This is a genomic window from Mesorhizobium monacense (genome assembly GCF_056781675.1).
Genome location: NZ_CM165567.1, coordinates 6813084 through 6828920, shown reverse-complemented (window position 1 = coordinate 6828920; position 15837 = coordinate 6813084). Strand labels below are relative to the sequence as shown.

Annotated in this window: 18 protein-coding genes and 1 tRNA gene; 14 read left to right on the top strand and 5 right to left on the bottom strand. The window is 64.0% G+C overall.

All coding sequences use genetic code 11. From position 1 onward, the window contains the following. Nucleotides 1-313: 313 nt before the first annotated feature. The 3 genes from AC1RUK_RS32710 (at nt 314) to AC1RUK_RS32700 (ending at nt 3891) form a co-directional block, all read left to right on the top strand. A complete protein-coding gene (locus AC1RUK_RS32710) occupies nt 314-1714 on the top strand; it encodes a lipopolysaccharide biosynthesis protein (RefSeq protein WP_481839329.1) in 1401 nt (466 codons plus the stop codon). Next, nucleotides 1714-2994 (top strand): GNAT family N-acetyltransferase, encoded by a 1281-nt coding sequence (locus AC1RUK_RS32705; RefSeq protein ID WP_481837333.1) that lies wholly within the window; start codon nt 1714-1716, stop codon nt 2992-2994. The genes AC1RUK_RS32710 and AC1RUK_RS32705 overlap by 1 nt, the downstream gene beginning before the upstream one ends. Nucleotides 2995-3282: 288 nt before the next feature. Beyond that, nucleotides 3283-3891 carry a hypothetical protein gene (locus AC1RUK_RS32700; protein WP_481837334.1) on the top strand — a complete coding sequence of 203 codons (609 nt, stop codon included), beginning with the start codon at nt 3283-3285 and terminating at the stop codon, nt 3889-3891. A 167-nt stretch (nt 3892-4058) separates the two neighbouring features. Here the strand turns inward: AC1RUK_RS32700 and AC1RUK_RS32695 are convergent. Further along, nucleotides 4059-4143, bottom strand: a tRNA-Leu gene (locus tag AC1RUK_RS32695). 278 nt (nt 4144-4421) lie between these two features. On the opposite strand from AC1RUK_RS32695, the gene AC1RUK_RS32690 reads away from it, so the two are divergent. Both AC1RUK_RS32690 and AC1RUK_RS32685 read left to right on the top strand, forming a co-directional pair. Next, nucleotides 4422-5009, top strand: coding sequence for a YqaA family protein (locus tag AC1RUK_RS32690; protein WP_436173801.1), 588 nt, complete (start codon nt 4422-4424; stop codon nt 5007-5009). Between the two features lie 27 nt (nt 5010-5036). Beyond that, the gene (locus tag AC1RUK_RS32685; protein ID WP_481837335.1) at nt 5037-5555 is read left to right on the top strand and encodes a disulfide bond formation protein B; all 519 of its coding nucleotides are present in this window, start codon (nt 5037-5039) and stop codon (nt 5553-5555) included. Between the two features lie 140 nt (nt 5556-5695). On the opposite strand, the gene AC1RUK_RS32680 is transcribed toward AC1RUK_RS32685, so the two are convergent. Further along, nucleotides 5696-6253, bottom strand: coding sequence for an HNH endonuclease (locus tag AC1RUK_RS32680; protein ID WP_006199900.1), 558 nt, complete (start codon nt 6251-6253; stop codon nt 5696-5698). 128 nt (nt 6254-6381) lie between these two features. Then, on the bottom strand, nt 6382-7023 hold the full coding sequence (locus tag AC1RUK_RS32675) for a DNA-3-methyladenine glycosylase family protein (protein WP_481837336.1): 642 nt from the start codon (nt 7021-7023) through the stop codon (nt 6382-6384). A gap of 74 nt (nt 7024-7097) precedes the next feature. On the opposite strand from AC1RUK_RS32675, the gene gluQRS reads away from it, so the two are divergent. Continuing rightward, nucleotides 7098-7973 (top strand): tRNA glutamyl-Q(34) synthetase GluQRS, encoded by an 876-nt coding sequence (gluQRS, locus tag AC1RUK_RS32670; protein ID WP_481837337.1) that lies wholly within the window; start codon nt 7098-7100, stop codon nt 7971-7973. Between the two features lie 178 nt (nt 7974-8151). Here the strand turns inward: gluQRS and AC1RUK_RS32665 are convergent, their stop codons facing one another. Next, nucleotides 8152-8604, bottom strand: a complete 453-nt coding sequence (locus tag AC1RUK_RS32665; protein ID WP_436173805.1) for a hypothetical protein — start codon at nt 8602-8604, stop codon at nt 8152-8154. A gap of 36 nt (nt 8605-8640) precedes the next feature. Here AC1RUK_RS32665 and AC1RUK_RS32660 point away from each other — a divergent pair, with 36 nt between their 5' ends. Next, the gene (locus AC1RUK_RS32660) at nt 8641-9543 is read left to right on the top strand and encodes a DMT family transporter (RefSeq protein WP_481837338.1); all 903 of its coding nucleotides are present in this window, start codon (nt 8641-8643) and stop codon (nt 9541-9543) included. Here the strand turns inward: AC1RUK_RS32660 and AC1RUK_RS32655 are convergent. Then, entirely contained in the window at nt 9513-10364 is an 852-nt protein-coding gene (locus AC1RUK_RS32655; protein ID WP_481837339.1) for a YihY/virulence factor BrkB family protein, read from the bottom strand. The two genes, AC1RUK_RS32660 and AC1RUK_RS32655, sit on opposite strands and share 31 nt — an antisense overlap. A gap of 57 nt (nt 10365-10421) precedes the next feature. Between AC1RUK_RS32655 and AC1RUK_RS32650 the strand changes: the two genes are divergently transcribed. The 7 genes from AC1RUK_RS32650 to AC1RUK_RS32620 all read left to right on the top strand — a co-directional run bounded on the left by AC1RUK_RS32650 (nt 10422) and on the right by AC1RUK_RS32620 (nt 15805). Continuing rightward, the gene (locus tag AC1RUK_RS32650) at nt 10422-11285 is read left to right on the top strand and encodes an SDR family oxidoreductase (protein WP_481837340.1); all 864 of its coding nucleotides are present in this window, start codon (nt 10422-10424) and stop codon (nt 11283-11285) included. Nucleotides 11286-11307: 22 nt separating this feature from the next. Next, nucleotides 11308-11499, top strand: a complete 192-nt coding sequence (locus AC1RUK_RS32645) for a twin transmembrane helix small protein (protein WP_436173809.1) — start codon at nt 11308-11310, stop codon at nt 11497-11499. 19 nt (nt 11500-11518) lie between these two features. Beyond that, nucleotides 11519-12100 carry a cob(I)yrinic acid a,c-diamide adenosyltransferase gene (locus AC1RUK_RS32640; RefSeq protein WP_436173810.1) on the top strand — a complete coding sequence of 194 codons (582 nt, stop codon included), beginning with the start codon at nt 11519-11521 and terminating at the stop codon, nt 12098-12100. Between the two features lie 34 nt (nt 12101-12134). Next, on the top strand, nt 12135-12935 hold the full coding sequence (locus AC1RUK_RS32635; RefSeq protein ID WP_481837341.1) for a rhomboid family intramembrane serine protease: 801 nt from the start codon (nt 12135-12137) through the stop codon (nt 12933-12935). 172 nt (nt 12936-13107) lie between these two features. Next, a complete protein-coding gene (locus AC1RUK_RS32630) occupies nt 13108-13857 on the top strand; it encodes an electron transfer flavoprotein subunit beta/FixA family protein (protein ID WP_436173812.1) in 750 nt (249 codons plus the stop codon). A 19-nt stretch (nt 13858-13876) separates the two neighbouring features. Beyond that, a complete protein-coding gene (locus tag AC1RUK_RS32625; RefSeq protein ID WP_481837342.1) occupies nt 13877-14806 on the top strand; it encodes an electron transfer flavoprotein subunit alpha/FixB family protein in 930 nt (309 codons plus the stop codon). 120 nt (nt 14807-14926) lie between these two features. After that, the gene (locus tag AC1RUK_RS32620; protein WP_120016339.1) at nt 14927-15805 is read left to right on the top strand and encodes a 3-hydroxybutyryl-CoA dehydrogenase; all 879 of its coding nucleotides are present in this window, start codon (nt 14927-14929) and stop codon (nt 15803-15805) included. Nucleotides 15806-15837: the final 32 nt, after the last annotated feature.

Genomic DNA, 15837 nt, shown 5'->3' with positions numbered 1-15837 from the left:
GTGGTGCCCCCCGGGAATCGCTTTCAGGCAACAAAAGCCGCCGCCACGTAGCGAGTTCACGGGACGCCGCACGCAATTCCTCCCGGCCCTCCGCTATGGCTCCTTGTCCTTGGGGCGTTCAGTCCCTTCACAACGTCCACTGGACTTTCTGATCCGCCCGGAGGCGCACCGGGTCTTCACCGTTCGTCGCTCGAAAAGCCAAATCGTTGGCTTTTCGTCCGCCCTGCGGACCGCTCCTCACCCAACCGTTTCTTAAGGTGTTTCGGATAGACCCAAACGCTGAAAAAGAGGCGGAAAACGGAGTGTGATCGGGGTGCGCTTTTCCGCGGCCACGACAGCCGAGCGGTTTTTGCCGCAGCGTTTGGCGCTGCGCATGGTGCCGCTGCTTGACCGGATCGACGCCGTGCTGTTCACCGCCGACGAGCGCGGCGAGGCCGGTCGCATGTCGGTCATCGCCTTTTCCATCCGCATCATCAGCGCCGTCATCGCCTTCGTCAGCCAAGTGCTGATGGCGCGCTGGATGGGCTCGTTCGAATACGGCATCTTCGTGCTTGTCTGGGTGACGATGGTCATCGTCGGCAACCTCGCCTGCCTTGGCTTCCACACCTCGGTCATCCGCTTCATCCCCGAATATCGCGAGCGCGGTATGCTGGCCGAATTGCGCGGCATCGTCGTGGCGAGCCGCCTGTTCGTGCTGATCGCTTCGACGGTGATCGCCGGGCTCGGCGCCTTCGGCGTCTGGCTGGGCTCGGCCTGGCTGGAGAACTACTATGTCGTGCCCTTCATCCTCGGCGTCTTCTGCCTGCCGATGATCGCGATGGGCGACTTGCTGCAAGGGCTGTCGCGCGCCAACTCATGGGCGCTGTTTGCGCTCTCGCCGACCTATCTGGTGCGGCCAGTGCTGATCCTGGCGTTCATGGCGCTGATGCTGGCGATGGGCTACGCACCCGACGCCAGGACCGCCATCTTCGCCTCGATCGCCGCAACCTATGCCACCACGCTCGGCCAGCTGATCGGCGTCACCTCGCGCATGGAACGGATTATCCCGACCGGGCCGATGAAGGTGCATTTTGGGCAGTGGTTCGTCGTCTCGCTTCCGATCTTCCTGGTCGAGAGCTTCTTCTTCCTGCTCACCAATGCCGACGTGCTGATGGTTGGCGCCTATCTCGACCCCAATGACGTCGCCGTCTATTTCGCCACCGTCAAGACGCTGGCGCTGGTGCATTTCGTCTATTTCGCCGTCAAGGCCGGCGTTGCCCAGCGCTATGCCCAGTTCACCCATGGCGAGCCGGAGAAGCTTGCCGCCTTCGCCCGCGAGACGGTGTCGTGGACCTTCTGGCCCTCGCTGGTGATGGCGCTTTTGGTGCTGGCGCTGGGGCAGCCGATGCTGGTGCTGTTCGGCCCCGAATTCACCGCCGGCTATCCGCTGCTGTTCCTGCTGGTCTTCGGCGTCGTGGCGCGGGCCGCGGTCGGCCCCTGCGAGAGCCTTTTGACCATGAGCGGCAACCAGAACATCTGCGCCGCCGTCTATGCCATGACGCTGGCCTTCAACATCGGACTCAATGTGCTGCTGATCCCGCATTTCGGCCTGTGGGGCGCGGCGATCGCCACCAGTTTCGCCATGATCTTCGAGGCCAGCGCGCTGTCCTTCACAGTATGGCGCAAGCTCGGCATCGTCATGGCCATCTTCGTGCCGGCCAGGAGAGACGCCTGATGGCCGCCGTCCCGCTGCTCGAGGAAACCAGCGGCGGTCCTGCCGGCGCCATGGTGTCAGGCCTTGCCGGCCTGGCGCGCGAGGCCGATCCCGCCCATATCGAGATCCTCGCCAACAACCGGCCCGAGCGCAAGCTCGCCATCTACCCGGCTTCTGCCGGCTTCGACCTGGTCGAGGAACTGGACTATCTCTGCACCCGCACGATCGAGCCCAACGTCTTCTTCAACCCGCGCTTCCTCGCCCCGGCGATGCCAAGGCTTGAAGACCGGGAAGTGCGCCTCGCTGTGATCCGCGACGGCGACGAATACCGCAACCGGCTGCGCCTCCTGGTGCCGTTCTCGGTCGAGCGGCCGGCGATCCCGCTCGGCGTCCCCGTGATGCGCACCTGGTCGAGCCCGTTCGGCCCGATCGGCACGCCGCTGGTCGATCGCGACGATCCGGTCGGCGTCATCGAGGATTTCTTCTCGATGCTTTCGCGGCCGCATCTCAAGCTGCCGAAGGTGTTTGTGCTGCCCGACATCCGGCTCGACGGCCCGGTGGAGAGCCTGCTTGCCTCCGTCGCCGAGACGCGCGGCCTGACCATGGTCACCACGGGCAAGGCGGAGCGCCCGGTGCTCGAAAGCGAGGCCGAAGGCGAGGAGTATCTCAAGGCCTCGCTACGCGCGCACCACCATCGCGAATTCCGCCGCCTGAAGCGGCGCCTTGCCGACCTCGGCAAGCTCGAGCACGTCGTGGCGCGCGGACCCGACGAGATCCGCCATGCCATCGAAAGCTTCCTGACGCTGGAGGCGGCCGGCTGGAAGGGCCGCGAGCGCACGGCCATGGCGATCGACCGCTTCCGCGCCGCCTTCGCCCGCGAGGCCGTGCACCGGCTGGCCGAGCAGGATCTCTGCCGCATCCACTCGCTGACGCTCGACGGCCGCACCGTCGCCTGCCTGATCGTCTTCGTCGAGGCCGGCGTCGCCTATACCTGGAAGACCGCCTATGACGAGACGCTGTCGGCCTATTCGCCGGGCACGCTGCTGATGATCGAAGTCACCAGGCAGCATCTCGACGACCCCAACATCGTGATGACCGATTCCTGCGCCGCGCCCGATCATCCGGTGATGAGCCGGCTGTGGAGCGAGCGCAAGCCGATGGGCACGCTGGTGATCGGGCTCTCGCCGGACGCCGACCGCCAGGTGCGCCAGGCGGCGTCGCAGCTGCATCTCTACCGCGAGACCCGCAATATGGCGCGCCTGCTGCGCAACCGCATGAAGAGCCTGCTGGGCCGGCGCTAGAGCAATTCCAGGAAAAATGCGCAGCGGTTTTCCGTCCGGAATTGCGCAAAAAGCAGATACTTGGAGCAATTCCAGGAAAAGTGCGTAGCGGCTTTCCGACTTTGTCGGGTGCCTTCTCCGACCAAGGAGCCTTTTGGCTTAGGTCATAAGGGTTGCTGTTCCCACGCAGTGGGAAGGATTAGCATCGATACAGTTCCAAGGCGGACGAGGCGGTAGAGTTGGCCGCGCGGTTAGCATCATTTGCGCCTCGGTCTTGCACGGCCAGAATCAGAAATCTGGGAGGAGTGCATGACGAAAATAGCTAGTCTTGGGCGTCGCGGGATCCTCATTTCGGTAGGTCTCATTGGCGCATTCCTAGGCGCGGCAGCAGCTCAGGCCGCAGAACCCAACAAGGCCGAGATCGACGCCCTGAAGCAGTCGCTGGCCAAGTATGAAGACTACACGGCCGCCATTCGCGACCTCTATCTGTCGACGGTCGGGTGCGTCTCCTACACCGGAGAAAAGATCCCCGGAACGATGGACTACCCGAAGGGCGCCATGGGCATTCATTTCGTCAATGTTCCCAGCATCGGCCCGACAGTCGATCCGATGCGCCCCAATGTGTTGATCTACGAACCGGTCGGTAACGAGTTGCGCCTGGTCGGCGTGGAATGGCTCGTGCCCCTGACGCCCGACACCAAGGCGCCGCCGGAACTCTTCGGCCAGAAATTCATGGGCCCGATGGAAGGGCACTATCCGCTCATTCCGAAGGAGTTCCACCACTACGACCTCCACGCCTGGCTGTTCAAGGACAACCCAGACGGAATGTTCAGCCCGACGAACCCGGAGGTGAAATGCGATAACTACGCATTCCCGATGCCGGAGAAGCCGACCAAGATGGTGCCCGGGCCGATGTGATGTAGCCCCGGCGGTCGAACTGACCGCAGAGCCGGGGTGAGCCCCGCCTCTGCGGGTTTATCCTGGCGCGGGTCTTTCAGGCTCTGCGAACTCGACTCAACCCCGGGACCAGTTGTATCCCGAGGGCACAGGTGCATCCTTCGCTTTCGCGGCTTTTGCGTGAAAATTGGTGCCCCTAGCCGGGATCGAACCAGCACTCCTTGCGGAACTCGATTTTGAGTCGAGCGCGTCTACCAATTCCGCCATAGGGGCTCAGGCCGGGCGGCCTGGATGGGCGCGGACTATACGGTTGGAGGCCTGTTCGTCAACTGGCCAATTCTCGACTGTCCCGCGGCCGCGACCAAACCTCACCTTTCTGTTTCGTGAAGCTTCAGCCATTGTGCAGCGCAGAAAATCTTTCTAGACAGACGGCGCGTTGAAGCGCCTCGCGTCCGGGAGATGGATGCGGCGTGCTTCTGGTCTTTGTTTTCATGCATGTCGTTTTCCCAAAACCGCTGCGCACTTTTGGGCGACATGCATCAGGAGAGCCTATGCTTCGCGGACTTTACGACTGGACCTTGTCGCTGGCGGCACGGAAATCCGCCGAATGGTGGCTGGCCTTCATCGCTTTCGTCGAAAGCTCGGTGTTCCTGGTGCCGGCCGACGTGCTCTATCTGCCGATGGCCTTGTCGCGGCCCGACCGCGCCTACCGCTACGCGCTGATCGCCACGGCCGCTTCGGTCCTTGGCGGCATCGCCGGCTGGTTCATCGGCCATTATGCCTATGAAGCGGTGGCCAAGCCGATTCTCGAATTCTACGGCAAGTACGACGAGTTCGAGGCGCTGCGCACCTCGTCCGGTATCGGCTTCATCATCCTGATGCTGATCACCTCGGGCGCCGCCCATCTGCCGCCGATCAAGGTGGTGACGATTCTCTCCGGCGTCATCGGCGTCAATCTGCTGTTGTTCATCGCACTGGCGATCGTCGCGCGCGGCGCCCGCTTCCTGCTGCTGGCCTGGCTGTTGCGCCGCTACGGCGAAACGATCCGCGAATTCATCGAGAAGCGTCTCGGCCTGATCGCCAGCGCCGCCGCCGCTGCCCTGATTTTGCTCTATATCGCGGTCAGATACGCCCACTGAGGCGACGAAGCAGACGGACCACCACCGATGACAGCGACCATGAATGCCGATACCGGACGCCAGCGCACGCGGGCCGCGCTTTTTCTTGCCGTCGTCATGGCGGCCACGGTCGGCTCGGCACTCGCCTTCCAGTACATAGGCGGCTACATCCCCTGTCATCTCTGCCTGGAGCAGCGCACGCCCTATTACATCGGCGCGCCGCTGATGCTGCTGGCGGCGCTTTCCTCGATGCTGGGCGCGCCCGCCTGGGTGACGCGCGGCCTGCTCGCCATCGGTGGCCTGCTGATGCTCTACGGCCTCTATCTCGGCGTCTATCACTCCGGCGTCGAATGGGCATGGTGGCAGGGCCCGGCCGATTGCACCGCCGGTGCCGGCCCGGTCGACACCGGCGGCAAGGGCGTGCTCGACGCGCTCGACAAATTCGTGCCGCCGTCCTGCGACAAGGCGGCGCTGCGCATCCTCGGCCTGTCGCTGGCCGGCTGGAACGCCATCGCCAGCTTCATCCTGGCCGCAGTCGCCTTCCGCAGCGCCTTCGCCCGCGACTGAATTAACGCGACGCAGAGTTCGCGCAAAAATTCGGCATGGCGCGGCTTTCGAGAACCGGAGCGGAGCGTACTTAAGTACGTGAGCACCGGAAGCGCAGAAAGCTGCGTCAGGCGGCCAGCATGGCGGATTTGTGCCGAACTCTATGGTTCGAGTTCGACATCCCAGTAGAGATAATCCATCCAGCTTTCATGCAGATGGTTGGGCGGAAACAGGCGGCCATTGTTGTGCAGGTCATGCACCGTCGGCTGAAAGGGTTTCTGCAGCGGCCACATCTTGGCGTGCGCCGGCATCATGCCGCCCTTCCTGAGATTGCAGGGCGAACAGGCGGCGACGACATTCTCCCAGGTCGTCGCCCCGCCGCGATGGCGCGGGATGACGTGATCGAAGGTCAGATCCTCCGGCGTGCCGCAATACTGGCACTGGAATCGATCGCGCAGGAAGACGTTGAAGCGGGTGAAGGCCGGATGCCTTGACGGCTTCACATAGGCTTTCAGACTGACGACGCTGGGCAGCTTCATCGAGAAGGTCGGCGAGGACACGGCGTGCTCGTACTCGGCGACGATGTTCACCCTGTCGAGGAACACCGCCTTGATGGCGTCCTGCCATGACCAGAGCGACAGCGGGTAATAGCTGAGCGGACGGTAATCCGCATTCAGCACCAGCGCTGGAAGCCCATCCGGAGATACGGCAATCGTCACGCGTTGACCTCCTTGTCTCGCGAACCGATCGGCGCGGATACTGTAAGCCCGACATGACAGGGATGTGAAGCGGATTGTCGCTCGCCAGAAACGTCAAAAACGCCTGATTTTCAGGCTTTTTTGCGGATTCAGGTGGGCGGTGCCGCCTCCTTGCCCTTCAATTCACGGTAATAGGCCCAGAAAAGACGCGACGCGACACCTCGCCACGGGCTCCATGATTCGGCGAGCCGGATCAGTGTTTTCTCCGGCGGACGCGGGTCGATGCCGAGCGCGTGGCCGACGGCGCTCTGCAGCGCAACGTCCCGCGCCGGGAAGATGTCGGGATGGCCGGCGGCGAACAGCAGATAGACTTCCGCCGTCCACGGACCGATGCCCGGCACTGCCGTCATCGCCGCGATCGCCTCAGGGGCGTCGAGCGAGCAGAGATGGTTGAGGTCGAGCCCATCGGCCACGGCTGTTGCCACGGCAATCAGGCCGCGCTGCTTCGGCCGCGACAGGCCGGCCTCGCGAAAGACGTCTTCGCCGGCGGCAAGGATCGCCTGCGGCGTCAGCGGATCGAGGAGCGTCGTCAGCCGCCCAAAAATCGCATCGGCGCTGGCGCGGGACACTTGCTGCGAGACGATGATCGAGGCGAGGCTCCTGAAGCCCGGCTCCGAAAGCCTGAGCGGCACCTCGCCGGCCATGCCGCGCACCTTTTCAAGCCGCGGGTCGATGAGGCAGAGCGCATCGAGCCCTTGCGCAATGTCGTTGAGATCGGCGATGCGTTGCATGTTCCCTTCCGCCTGGAGCGAGCGCAAGGTAGCAATCGGCGAAAGCGCCTGACAACCGACAAGCCGCCTGAGAGATGACGCTCCTGACATTCCGCTTTGCGCCGAGTCCGAACGGGCAGTTGCATCTCGGTCACGCCTATTCGGCGCTGCTCAACCAGAGACTGGCGGCTGCGGCCGGCGGCCACCTGCTGCTGCGCATCGAGGACATCGACACAACGCGCTGCACGCCGGAATTCGAGGCCGGCGTCCTTTACGACCTGAAATGGCTCGGGCTCGACTGGGAGGAACCGGTGCGCCGCCAGTCCGGGCATTTCGCCGAATACCGGACGGTGCTCGACCGGCTGATTGCCGAAGAGCTTGTCTATCCGGCCTTCATGAGCAGAAATGAGATCCGCGCCTTCATCGCCGGCAGCGAAAAGCGCGGCCGCGACTGGCCGCGCGACCCGGACGGCGTGCCGCTCTATCCCGCCGCCGACAAGGCATTGCCGGTCAGGGAACGCCAGCGGCGGATCGCCGGGAACATGCCCTTTGCCTGGCGGCTGGATGTCGACGCGGCGATGGCGCGCGCCTCGGCCGACCTGTCATGGACCGAATTCACCGACGAGACGCTTTCCGGCACCAGGCAGGTCGAAGCACGCCCACAGGACTGGGGTGACGTGATCTTGGCGCGCCGCGACATCCCGACCAGCTATCACCTGGCCGTCGTCGTCGACGACGCGCTGCAGGGCATCAGCCATGTCGTGCGCGGCCAGGACCTGTTTTCCGCGACCGGCGTGCAGCGCCTGCTTCAGGACCTGCTTGGCCTGCCGCAGCCGGGTTACTTCCACCACCGGCTGATCCCGGGCCCGGACGGGCGCAAGCTGTCGAAGAGTTTTGGCGATACTGGTCTCGCGGAACTCAGGCAGGCGGGCGCCTCCCCGAACGACGTCGGGCGGCTGGTCGGTCTCTAGAAGTTTTCGATCTGGGAATGCTGATATTCAGGTCAGGCCGAGCCGGAGTCGAAGACGGCGCGAAGCGACCAAACTAGGTGGTTCCTGAGAACCGGAGCGGAGCGCACTCAAAGTACGTGAGCACCGGAAGCGCAGGGAACCGCCGTTTGCAGGCCGGCCTGAATATCAGCATTCCCAGCTACCAGCGGGCCATCCCGGCCTTGATAAACGCCATCGTGCTGAGGAAGGTGAAGGCGCCGCCCAGGCCCCAGGCGATCGCGAGTTTGAGATCCCGCAGGCTGATGCCATGCTCGTTGGCGACCATCACCGCGACGAAAAAGCCGAGCGTGAACAGCAGCGTGTTGCCGGTCGAACCGAAGCCGTCATCCTTCATGATGGCGTCGAGCGCTGTGCCGAAGAAGAAACCGAAGACGGCCACCGTCGCGACCGTCATCAGCAGCCAACTTGTGTCGAGATGCAAAAGCATGACTATCCATGGCGACCGAGCCGCCATGCCCCTGGGGATCAATCGATTGGCCGATTGTCCCGACGCCGTTTGTTGAATTCGAATGAGCTTATGGATCAATCGTTTCATTTTGCTTGCCGGATTGAACGGCATTAGAGCAATCGCCGTAGTCAGTTCTTCATCCAACACGTCTCCACCCGGTTCACGGACGGCCCCCGAAAAATGCACAGCGTCAAGCGGTTCATCCCCGCCTCCTTCGTCGTCCTGTGGGCCACCGGCTTCATCGGTGCGCGCTATGCCATGCCCTGGGCCGAACCGTTCACCTTCCTGGCCGTGCGCTTCGTTCTGGCCGCCATCCTGCTGGGCGGCTTGACGGTCGTGCTCGGCTCCAAAGGAGCCACCCGCACGGAGGCGCTTCACGCGGCGGGTGCCGGCGTCCTGATGCACGGCGTCTATCTCGGCGCCGTGTTCTGGGCGATCCACAGGGGCATGCCGGCCGGATTTTCGGCGCTGATCGTCGGCCTGCAGCCGCTGATCACGGCAGTGCTTGCCGGCCGGTTCCTGGGCGAGGCGATCCTGCCGCGCCATTGGGCCGGCCTCGCCGTCGGGCTTTTAGGTGTCGTCATCGTATTGTGGCCGAAGCTCGGTGCCCTCGGCGGCGGCGTAACGGCAGCGACGCTGACCGCCTCGCTTGTCTCGGTGCTCGGCATGAGCGCCGGCACGATCTGGCAAAAGCGCTTCGCCTCCGGTGGCGACCTCGTGGCGGCGACGATGTGGCAATATTTCGGTGGCGCCGCGCTGGTGGCGCTCGCCTCGCTCGCCTTCGAGACGCGCACCGTCACCATCAATGGCGAGCTGATCTTCGCCATGGCGTGGCTGGTGCTGGTGCTGTCGATCGGCGCCATCTTCCTGCTGATGGTGATGATCCGCGACGGCGAGATGTCGAAGGTCGCTTCGCTGTTCTACCTTGTCCCGGCCGTCACCGCGGTCATCGCCTGGGCGCTGTTCGGCGAACAGCTCAGTCTTGTGCAGATGATCGGCATGGCGATCGCCACGCTGGGTGTCGGGCTAGCCACCGCCCAGCCAACCAGGAATCAGCCAACGCGGGCGCGCGCCTCGAGATAGCGGCTGATCGCGGCATTGAGCTCACCGCCGAGGATGAAGATCGCCGAGAGCATGTAGAGAAAGACGACCGCGATCATGATCGAGGCGAGGCCGGCATAGGTCGTCACATAGGACGAGAAATGATCGAGATAGGTGGCGAAGATGGTCGAGCCGGCAAGCCATGCCGTCAGCGTGAAGATGATGCCCGGTACGATCGAGACGAAACGGCGCTTGCCCGCCGGCAGCCAGAAATGCACCGCGAACAGCCCGCAGACAATGACCGCCGAGGCGATGATGTAGCGCCATAGGGTGATAGTGCCCATATAGGGCCTGATCCATTCGAACTGCGCTTCGGCCAGCCGCGCCAGCAGCGGCGCGAACACCAGGAGCAGGCTGATCGCCAGGAAGCACGCCGTGGCGATCAGCACGAAGATGACGCTCTGCACCCGGCGGTAGATGATGCCACGCGTCTCCGACACACGATAGGCGCGGTTGAGCGAGGTGCGCAGCGCCTCGATGCCGTTAGAGGCAAAGTAGGCGGCAAGCAGCACACCGTAGGTCAAGAGGTCGGTGCGCCGGACGGTGAGCACGTTCTGCACCTCGCGCGCGATCGGCTTGGCGATCTGCTCCGGCCAGGTGTCGAAGACGAGGTGCACGGCGGTGTCGGAAAAGGCCTGCGCGCCAAGAAAGCTCGCCAGCGTCGTAGCGAAGATCAGGAACGGGAACAGCGCCATCAGCGAGGTGATCGCCAGATGGCTGGCCATCGCCCAGCCGTCGTCGGTGTTGAAGTGACCGATCGCGTCATACAGCACGCGGCGCAGGACGACGATTTTCCGCAACAAGTCCCGCGTTCCCTTCGATTGTCTCGACGCCGCGAATATGGGAAGGGAATGCGGCAAATGGCAACCCTTGGTCAAACCGATCCCGCGGCGAGAGAATTGCGCACCATCATCGTCACCGGTGCCTCTTCCGGAATAGGCGCCTATTGCGCCCGGGCGCTCAAGGCGGAAGGCTGGCGGGTGTTCGCCACGGCGCGCAAGCCCGCCGACATCGCCGCGCTCGAGGCCGACGGCATCGAGACCTTCTATCTCGACTATCGCGAGCCCGGCTCCATCGAGTCGCTGGTCGCCTCGGTACTGGACCGCACCGGCGGGCGGCTCGACGCGCTGTTCAACAACGGCGCCTATGCCCAGCCGGGCGCCGTCGAGGATCTGCCGGTCGCGGCGCTGAGAGAACAGTTCGAGGCCAATCTTTTCGGCTGGCATGATTTGACGCGCCGCATCGTGCCGGTGATGCGCGGCCAGGGCCATGGCCGCATCGTGCACTGCTCCTCGATCCTCGGGCTGACGCCGGTGCGGTTTCGCGGCGCCTATTCCGCCTCCAAGCACGCGCTGGAAGGTCTGATGCTGTGCCTGCATCAGGAGCTCGCGGGCAGCGGCATCCATGTCTCGCTGATCGAGCCTGGACCGGTGACGTCGAAGATCGCCAGCAACGGGCTGTATTGGTTCCTCAAAAATATCGACCACGAGAACTCGGTCCACCGTGCCGACTATCAGGCGCAACTGGCACGGCTCAGGGCCGGCGGCAGCATCTCCAAGCTGAAGCCCGGGCCGGAGGTGGTCCATACGGCCTTGCGCCATGCGCTTCTGTCGCGGCGCCCGCGACCGCACTATGTGGTAACGGTGCCGGCCAGGATCGGCGCGACGCTCAAACGCATTCTGCCCGCATCGGTGCTCTACCGCCTGCTTGCCAGGCGCGCCTGAACGAAAACGAACTGGAACAGACATGGCAACCGTCTTCAACGTCCTCGCCGTCCTCGTCATGGTCGCCGTCGTGATCGTGCTGGTCCGCGGCCTCATCAACATGATGCGTGGCGGTTCCGGCATGACCTCGAACAAGCTGATGCAGGCGCGCGTGCTGTTGCAGTTCGTGGCCTTGGTGCTGATCCTGTTGGCGGTGTATTTCACCCGCAAGTGAGCATTCAGGGGGGCAGAGCGTGGTCAAGCTCAACAAGATCTACACCCGCACCGGCGACGACGGCACCACCGGCCTTGGCACGGGCGAGCGGCGGCTGAAGTCCGACCTGCGCGTCGACGCCTACGGCACGGTCGATGAAGCCAATGCCTGCATCGGCATGGCCCGCATCCACACCGCTGCCGGCCATCCGGCGATCGACGCGATGCTGTCCCGCATCCAGAACGACCTTTTCGACCTCGGCGCCGATCTCTCCGTGCCGGACGACGGCAAGCCGCTCGGCTACGAGCCGCTGCGTATCATCGCCTCGCAGACCGACCGCGTCGAAAAGGATATCGACCTTCTCAACAAGGACCTTCAGCCGCTCAAATCCTTTGTGCTGAACGGCGGCACGCCGGCTGCGGCGGCCCTTCATCTCGCCCGCACCGTGGCGCGGCGGGCCGAGCGCATCATGGTGGCGCTGGCGCAGGATCCGCGCGAGCACGTCAACCGCGAGGCGATCAGGTACATCAATCGCGTTTCGGACTTTCTGTTCGTCGCCGCTCGCGCGGTCAATGACAACGGAAACGCCGACGTGTTATGGGTGCCCGGCAAGAACCGCTGAAATCGGCCGAAGCGGAAGGGGCAAGTCAAACCTCATGTTCATCCCGCTCTACGACACCAACAGGCTGCGGCACATCCGGCTGCAATATGTGACGATCGGCCTGATCGCGGTCAACGCGCTCATCTACTTCGCCACCGCGCTTGGCGGCGAGAGCTTCTCCAACGCCGCGGTGCTCGGGCTCGGCTTCATCCCCTCCGTCGTCCACGACAGGGTCGAGCTGTCGCCCGAATTCGTCGTCATCCCCGAGAGCCTGAGCTACCTGACCTATTCCTTCCTGCATGCCGACATCTTCCACCTCGGCGGCAACATGCTGTTCCTGTGGGTGTTCGGCGACAATGTCGAGGACGCGCTCGGCCATATCCGCTATCTCACCTTCTACATGCTTTGCGCCATTGCCGGCGCCTTCTTCCAGGGCCTGGTGGCGTGGGATTCGCAGGTGCCGCTGATCGGAGCATCCGGCGCCATCGCCGGCGTCGTCGCTGCCTATCTGATCCTCTATCCCCGGGTGAAAGTGTGGGTTCTCGCCTTCGCCCGCATCCCGCTGCGCATCCCGGCCTTTATCCCGCTGATCCTGTGGATCGTCTTCCAGATCGCGATGTTCGCGGCCGGCGGCGAAGACCAGGTTTCCTGGGCCTGCCATATCGGCGGCATCATCGCCGGCGCCATGCTGGTGCTCGTCCTGCGCAGCCGCGGCGTGCCGCTGCTTGCCGGCGCGGACGGCGAGCCAGCGGTGGATACCGTCCTGGCGCCGGCTACCGAGCCCGCGGCCATCGAGCCGGCCCCGGCCCAGCCGGCGCCTCAATGGGGCCGTGGCGGCGCTTCCGGTTCGGACTGAACCGATTTGACTGCGCAACGGATATTGACGCGCCGGGTTGTCGCAACTACGGAAGCGCGACCGTTAGGCGTTTGAAGAGCAGAATTCCGTCCGGAATGTCGGCTTTCGACAACTCAGAAGAGGCACACGCTGCTATAGCGCGCCCAAATATTCTTGAAAGAGGTGACAGGAAATGAAGATCCTTGTGCCCGTGAAGCGGGTTGTGGATGCGAACGTCAAGGTGCGCGTCAAGGCTGACGGTTCGGCGGTTGAGCTTGCCAACGTCAAGATGGCGATGAACCCGTTCGACGAGATCGCGGTCGAAGAGGCGATTCGTCTGAAGGAAGCCGGCAAGGCCGAAGAGATCATCGTCGTCTCGATCGGGCCGCAGCAGGCGCAGGAAACGCTGCGCACCGCGCTCGCCATGGGCGCCGACCGCGCCATCCTGGTCAAGACCGACGAACAGACCGAGCCGCTCGGCGTCGCCAAGGTGCTGAAGGGCGTGGTCGAAGCGGAACAGCCCGGCCTCGTCATCCTCGGCAAGCAGGCGATCGACGATGATAGCAACCAGACCGGCCAGATGCTGGCCGCACTGCTCGGCTGGGCACAGGGCACTTTTGCTTCCAAGGTCGTTGTCGACGGCGACAAGGCCAAGGTGACGCGCGAAGTCGACGGCGGCCTGCAGACGGTGGAGCTGAAGATGCCGGCGATCGTCACCGCCGACCTTCGCCTCAACCAGCCGCGCTATGCCTCGCTGCCCAACATCATGAAGGCCAAGAAGAAGCCGCTCGACGAGAAGAGCCCGGCCGACTACGGCGCCGACGTCAAGCCGCGCCTCAAGGTGCTCAAGACCGAGGAACCGGGCGGCCGCAAGGCGGGCGTCAAGGTCAAGAGCGTCGCGGAACTGGTCGACAAGCTCAAGAACGAAGCCGGCGTGCTCTGAGATCGGAAGGAATAGACAAATGACCATTCTCCTCATCGCCGAACACGACAACGCAACCCTTTCCGACCAGACGGCCAAGGCGCTGTCGGCGGCATTGCAGATCGGTTCGGACGTGCATGTGCTGGTCGCCGGCAAGGGCGCCAAGGGCGCAGCCGACGCCGCCGCCAAGCTCAAGGGCGTGAGCAAGGTGCTGCTTGCCGAAGCCGATGAACTGGCCGAGCGCCTCGCCGAACCTACCGCAGCACTCATCGTGTCGCTGGCCGGTTCCTATGACACGATCGTCGCGCCGGCGACTTCGTCCGGCAAGAATGTCGCGCCGCGCGTGGCGGCCCTGCTCGATGTCGCGCAGGTGTCCGAGATCATCGAAGTCGTATCGCCCGACACCTTCAAGCGACCGATCTATGCCGGCAACGCCATCCAGACGGTGCAATCGACCGACGCCAAGAAGGTGATCACCGTGCGCACCGCCTCCTTCCAGGCGGCGCCCGAAGGCGGCTCGGCCGCTGTCGAGACCGCAAAGGCGGCCGCCAATCCCGGCCTCTCCTCCTTTGTCGAGAACAAGCTGTCCGAGACCGACCGTCCGGAATTGACCTCGGCCAAGATCATCATCTCGGGCGGCCGCGCGCTGGGCTCTTCGGAAAAGTTCCAGGAAGTCATTCTGCCCGTCGCCGACAAGCTGGGCGCCGCCGTCGGCGCAAGCCGAGCCGCCGTCGACGCCGGCTACGCGCCGAACGACTGGCAGGTCGGCCAGACCGGCAAGGTCGTGGCCCCCGATCTCTACATTGCCGTCGGCATCTCGGGTGCCATCCAGCACCTTGCCGGCATGAAGGATTCGAAGGTCATCGTCGCCATCAACAAGGACGAGGAGGCGCCGATCTTCCAGGTCGCCGACTACGGCCTCGTCGGCGATCTCTTCGTCATTCTGCCGGAACTGCAAAAGGCGCTTTGACGCTATCTGCCTTAGCGTATTAAATTGTGAAGGGTGGGGTAGACGAAGCTGCCCCGCCCTTTTAGTTTGCACCGCACAAAAAGCAGGCCGCAAAGGCCTTTCTTCGACGGGATCGGTGTAATGAGCAAGATCGAGACGATCGGCATCATCGGCGCGGGCCAGATGGGCGGCGGTATCGCCCATGTCTCCGCGCTTTCCGGCTACAAGGTGCTGATCTACGACATCTCGCCCGACCGCATCGAGAAGGGCATCGCCACCGTCAGCGGCAACATGGCCCGCCAGGTCGGTTCGGGCAAGCTTGAGGAAAAGCTGCGCAACGAAGCGATGGCGCGCATTTCCGCCGCACCGGTCATGGCCGATCTTGCCGGTGCCGATCTGGTGATCGAGGCGGCGACCGAGGACGAGACGGTCAAGCGCAAGATCTATGCCCAGCTCTGCCCGCAGCTCAATCCCGAGGCGATCCTGGCGACCAACACCTCGTCGATCTCAATCACCCGGCTTGCCGCGCAGACCGACCGTCCCGAGCGCTTCATCGGCATACATTTCATGAACCCGGTGCCGGTGATGAAGCTGGTCGAGCTGGTGCGCGGCATCGCCACCGAGGACCAGACCTTCGAGGCGGCCAAGGCCTATGTGAAGCAGCTCGACAAGACGATCACGGTGTCGGAGGACTTTCCGGCCTTCATCGTCAACCGCATCCTGCTGCCGATGATCAACGAGGCGATCTACACGCTCTACGAGGGCGTCGGCTCGGTCGACGCCATCGACACCGCCATGAAGCTCGGCGCCAACCACCCGATGGGGCCGCTTCAGCTTGCCGATTTCATCGGCCTGGACACCTGCCTGTCGATCATGCAGGTGCTGCATGACGGACTGTCGGATTCGAAATACCGCCCCTGCCCGCTGCTGGTGAAATATGTCGAAGCCGGCTGGCTCGGCCGCAAGACCGGGCGCGGCTTCTACGATTACCGCGGCGAGCATCCGGTTCCGACGCGCTAATCTGAAGCCTTCGGCGCCGGCAAGTCCACAAA

Bases quoted from the DNA above. Each gene is read 5' to 3' on its own strand.
- AC1RUK_RS32705 (WP_481837333.1), top strand. From the start codon at position 1,714: ATGGCCGCCGTCCCGCTGCTCGAGGAAACCAGCGGCGGTCCTGCCGGC.
- AC1RUK_RS32650 (WP_481837340.1), top strand. From the start codon at position 10,422: ATGGCAACCCTTGGTCAAACCGATCCCGCGGCGAGAGAATTGCGCACC.
- AC1RUK_RS32685 (WP_481837335.1), top strand. From the start codon at position 5,037: ATGACAGCGACCATGAATGCCGATACCGGACGCCAGCGCACGCGGGCC.
- AC1RUK_RS32645 (WP_436173809.1), top strand. From the start codon at position 11,308: ATGGCAACCGTCTTCAACGTCCTCGCCGTCCTCGTCATGGTCGCCGTC.
- gluQRS (WP_481837337.1), top strand. From the start codon at position 7,098: ATGACGCTCCTGACATTCCGCTTTGCGCCGAGTCCGAACGGGCAGTTG.
- AC1RUK_RS32620 (WP_120016339.1), top strand. From the start codon at position 14,927: ATGAGCAAGATCGAGACGATCGGCATCATCGGCGCGGGCCAGATGGGC.
- AC1RUK_RS32660 (WP_481837338.1), top strand. From the start codon at position 8,641: ATGCACAGCGTCAAGCGGTTCATCCCCGCCTCCTTCGTCGTCCTGTGG.
- AC1RUK_RS32635 (WP_481837341.1), top strand. From the start codon at position 12,135: ATGTTCATCCCGCTCTACGACACCAACAGGCTGCGGCACATCCGGCTG.
- AC1RUK_RS32690 (WP_436173801.1), top strand. From the start codon at position 4,422: ATGCTTCGCGGACTTTACGACTGGACCTTGTCGCTGGCGGCACGGAAA.
- AC1RUK_RS32625 (WP_481837342.1), top strand. From the start codon at position 13,877: ATGACCATTCTCCTCATCGCCGAACACGACAACGCAACCCTTTCCGAC.
- AC1RUK_RS32700 (WP_481837334.1), top strand. From the start codon at position 3,283: ATGACGAAAATAGCTAGTCTTGGGCGTCGCGGGATCCTCATTTCGGTA.
- AC1RUK_RS32675 (WP_481837336.1), bottom strand. From the start codon at position 7,023: ATGCAACGCATCGCCGATCTCAACGACATTGCGCAAGGGCTCGATGCG.
- AC1RUK_RS32630 (WP_436173812.1), top strand. From the start codon at position 13,108: ATGAAGATCCTTGTGCCCGTGAAGCGGGTTGTGGATGCGAACGTCAAG.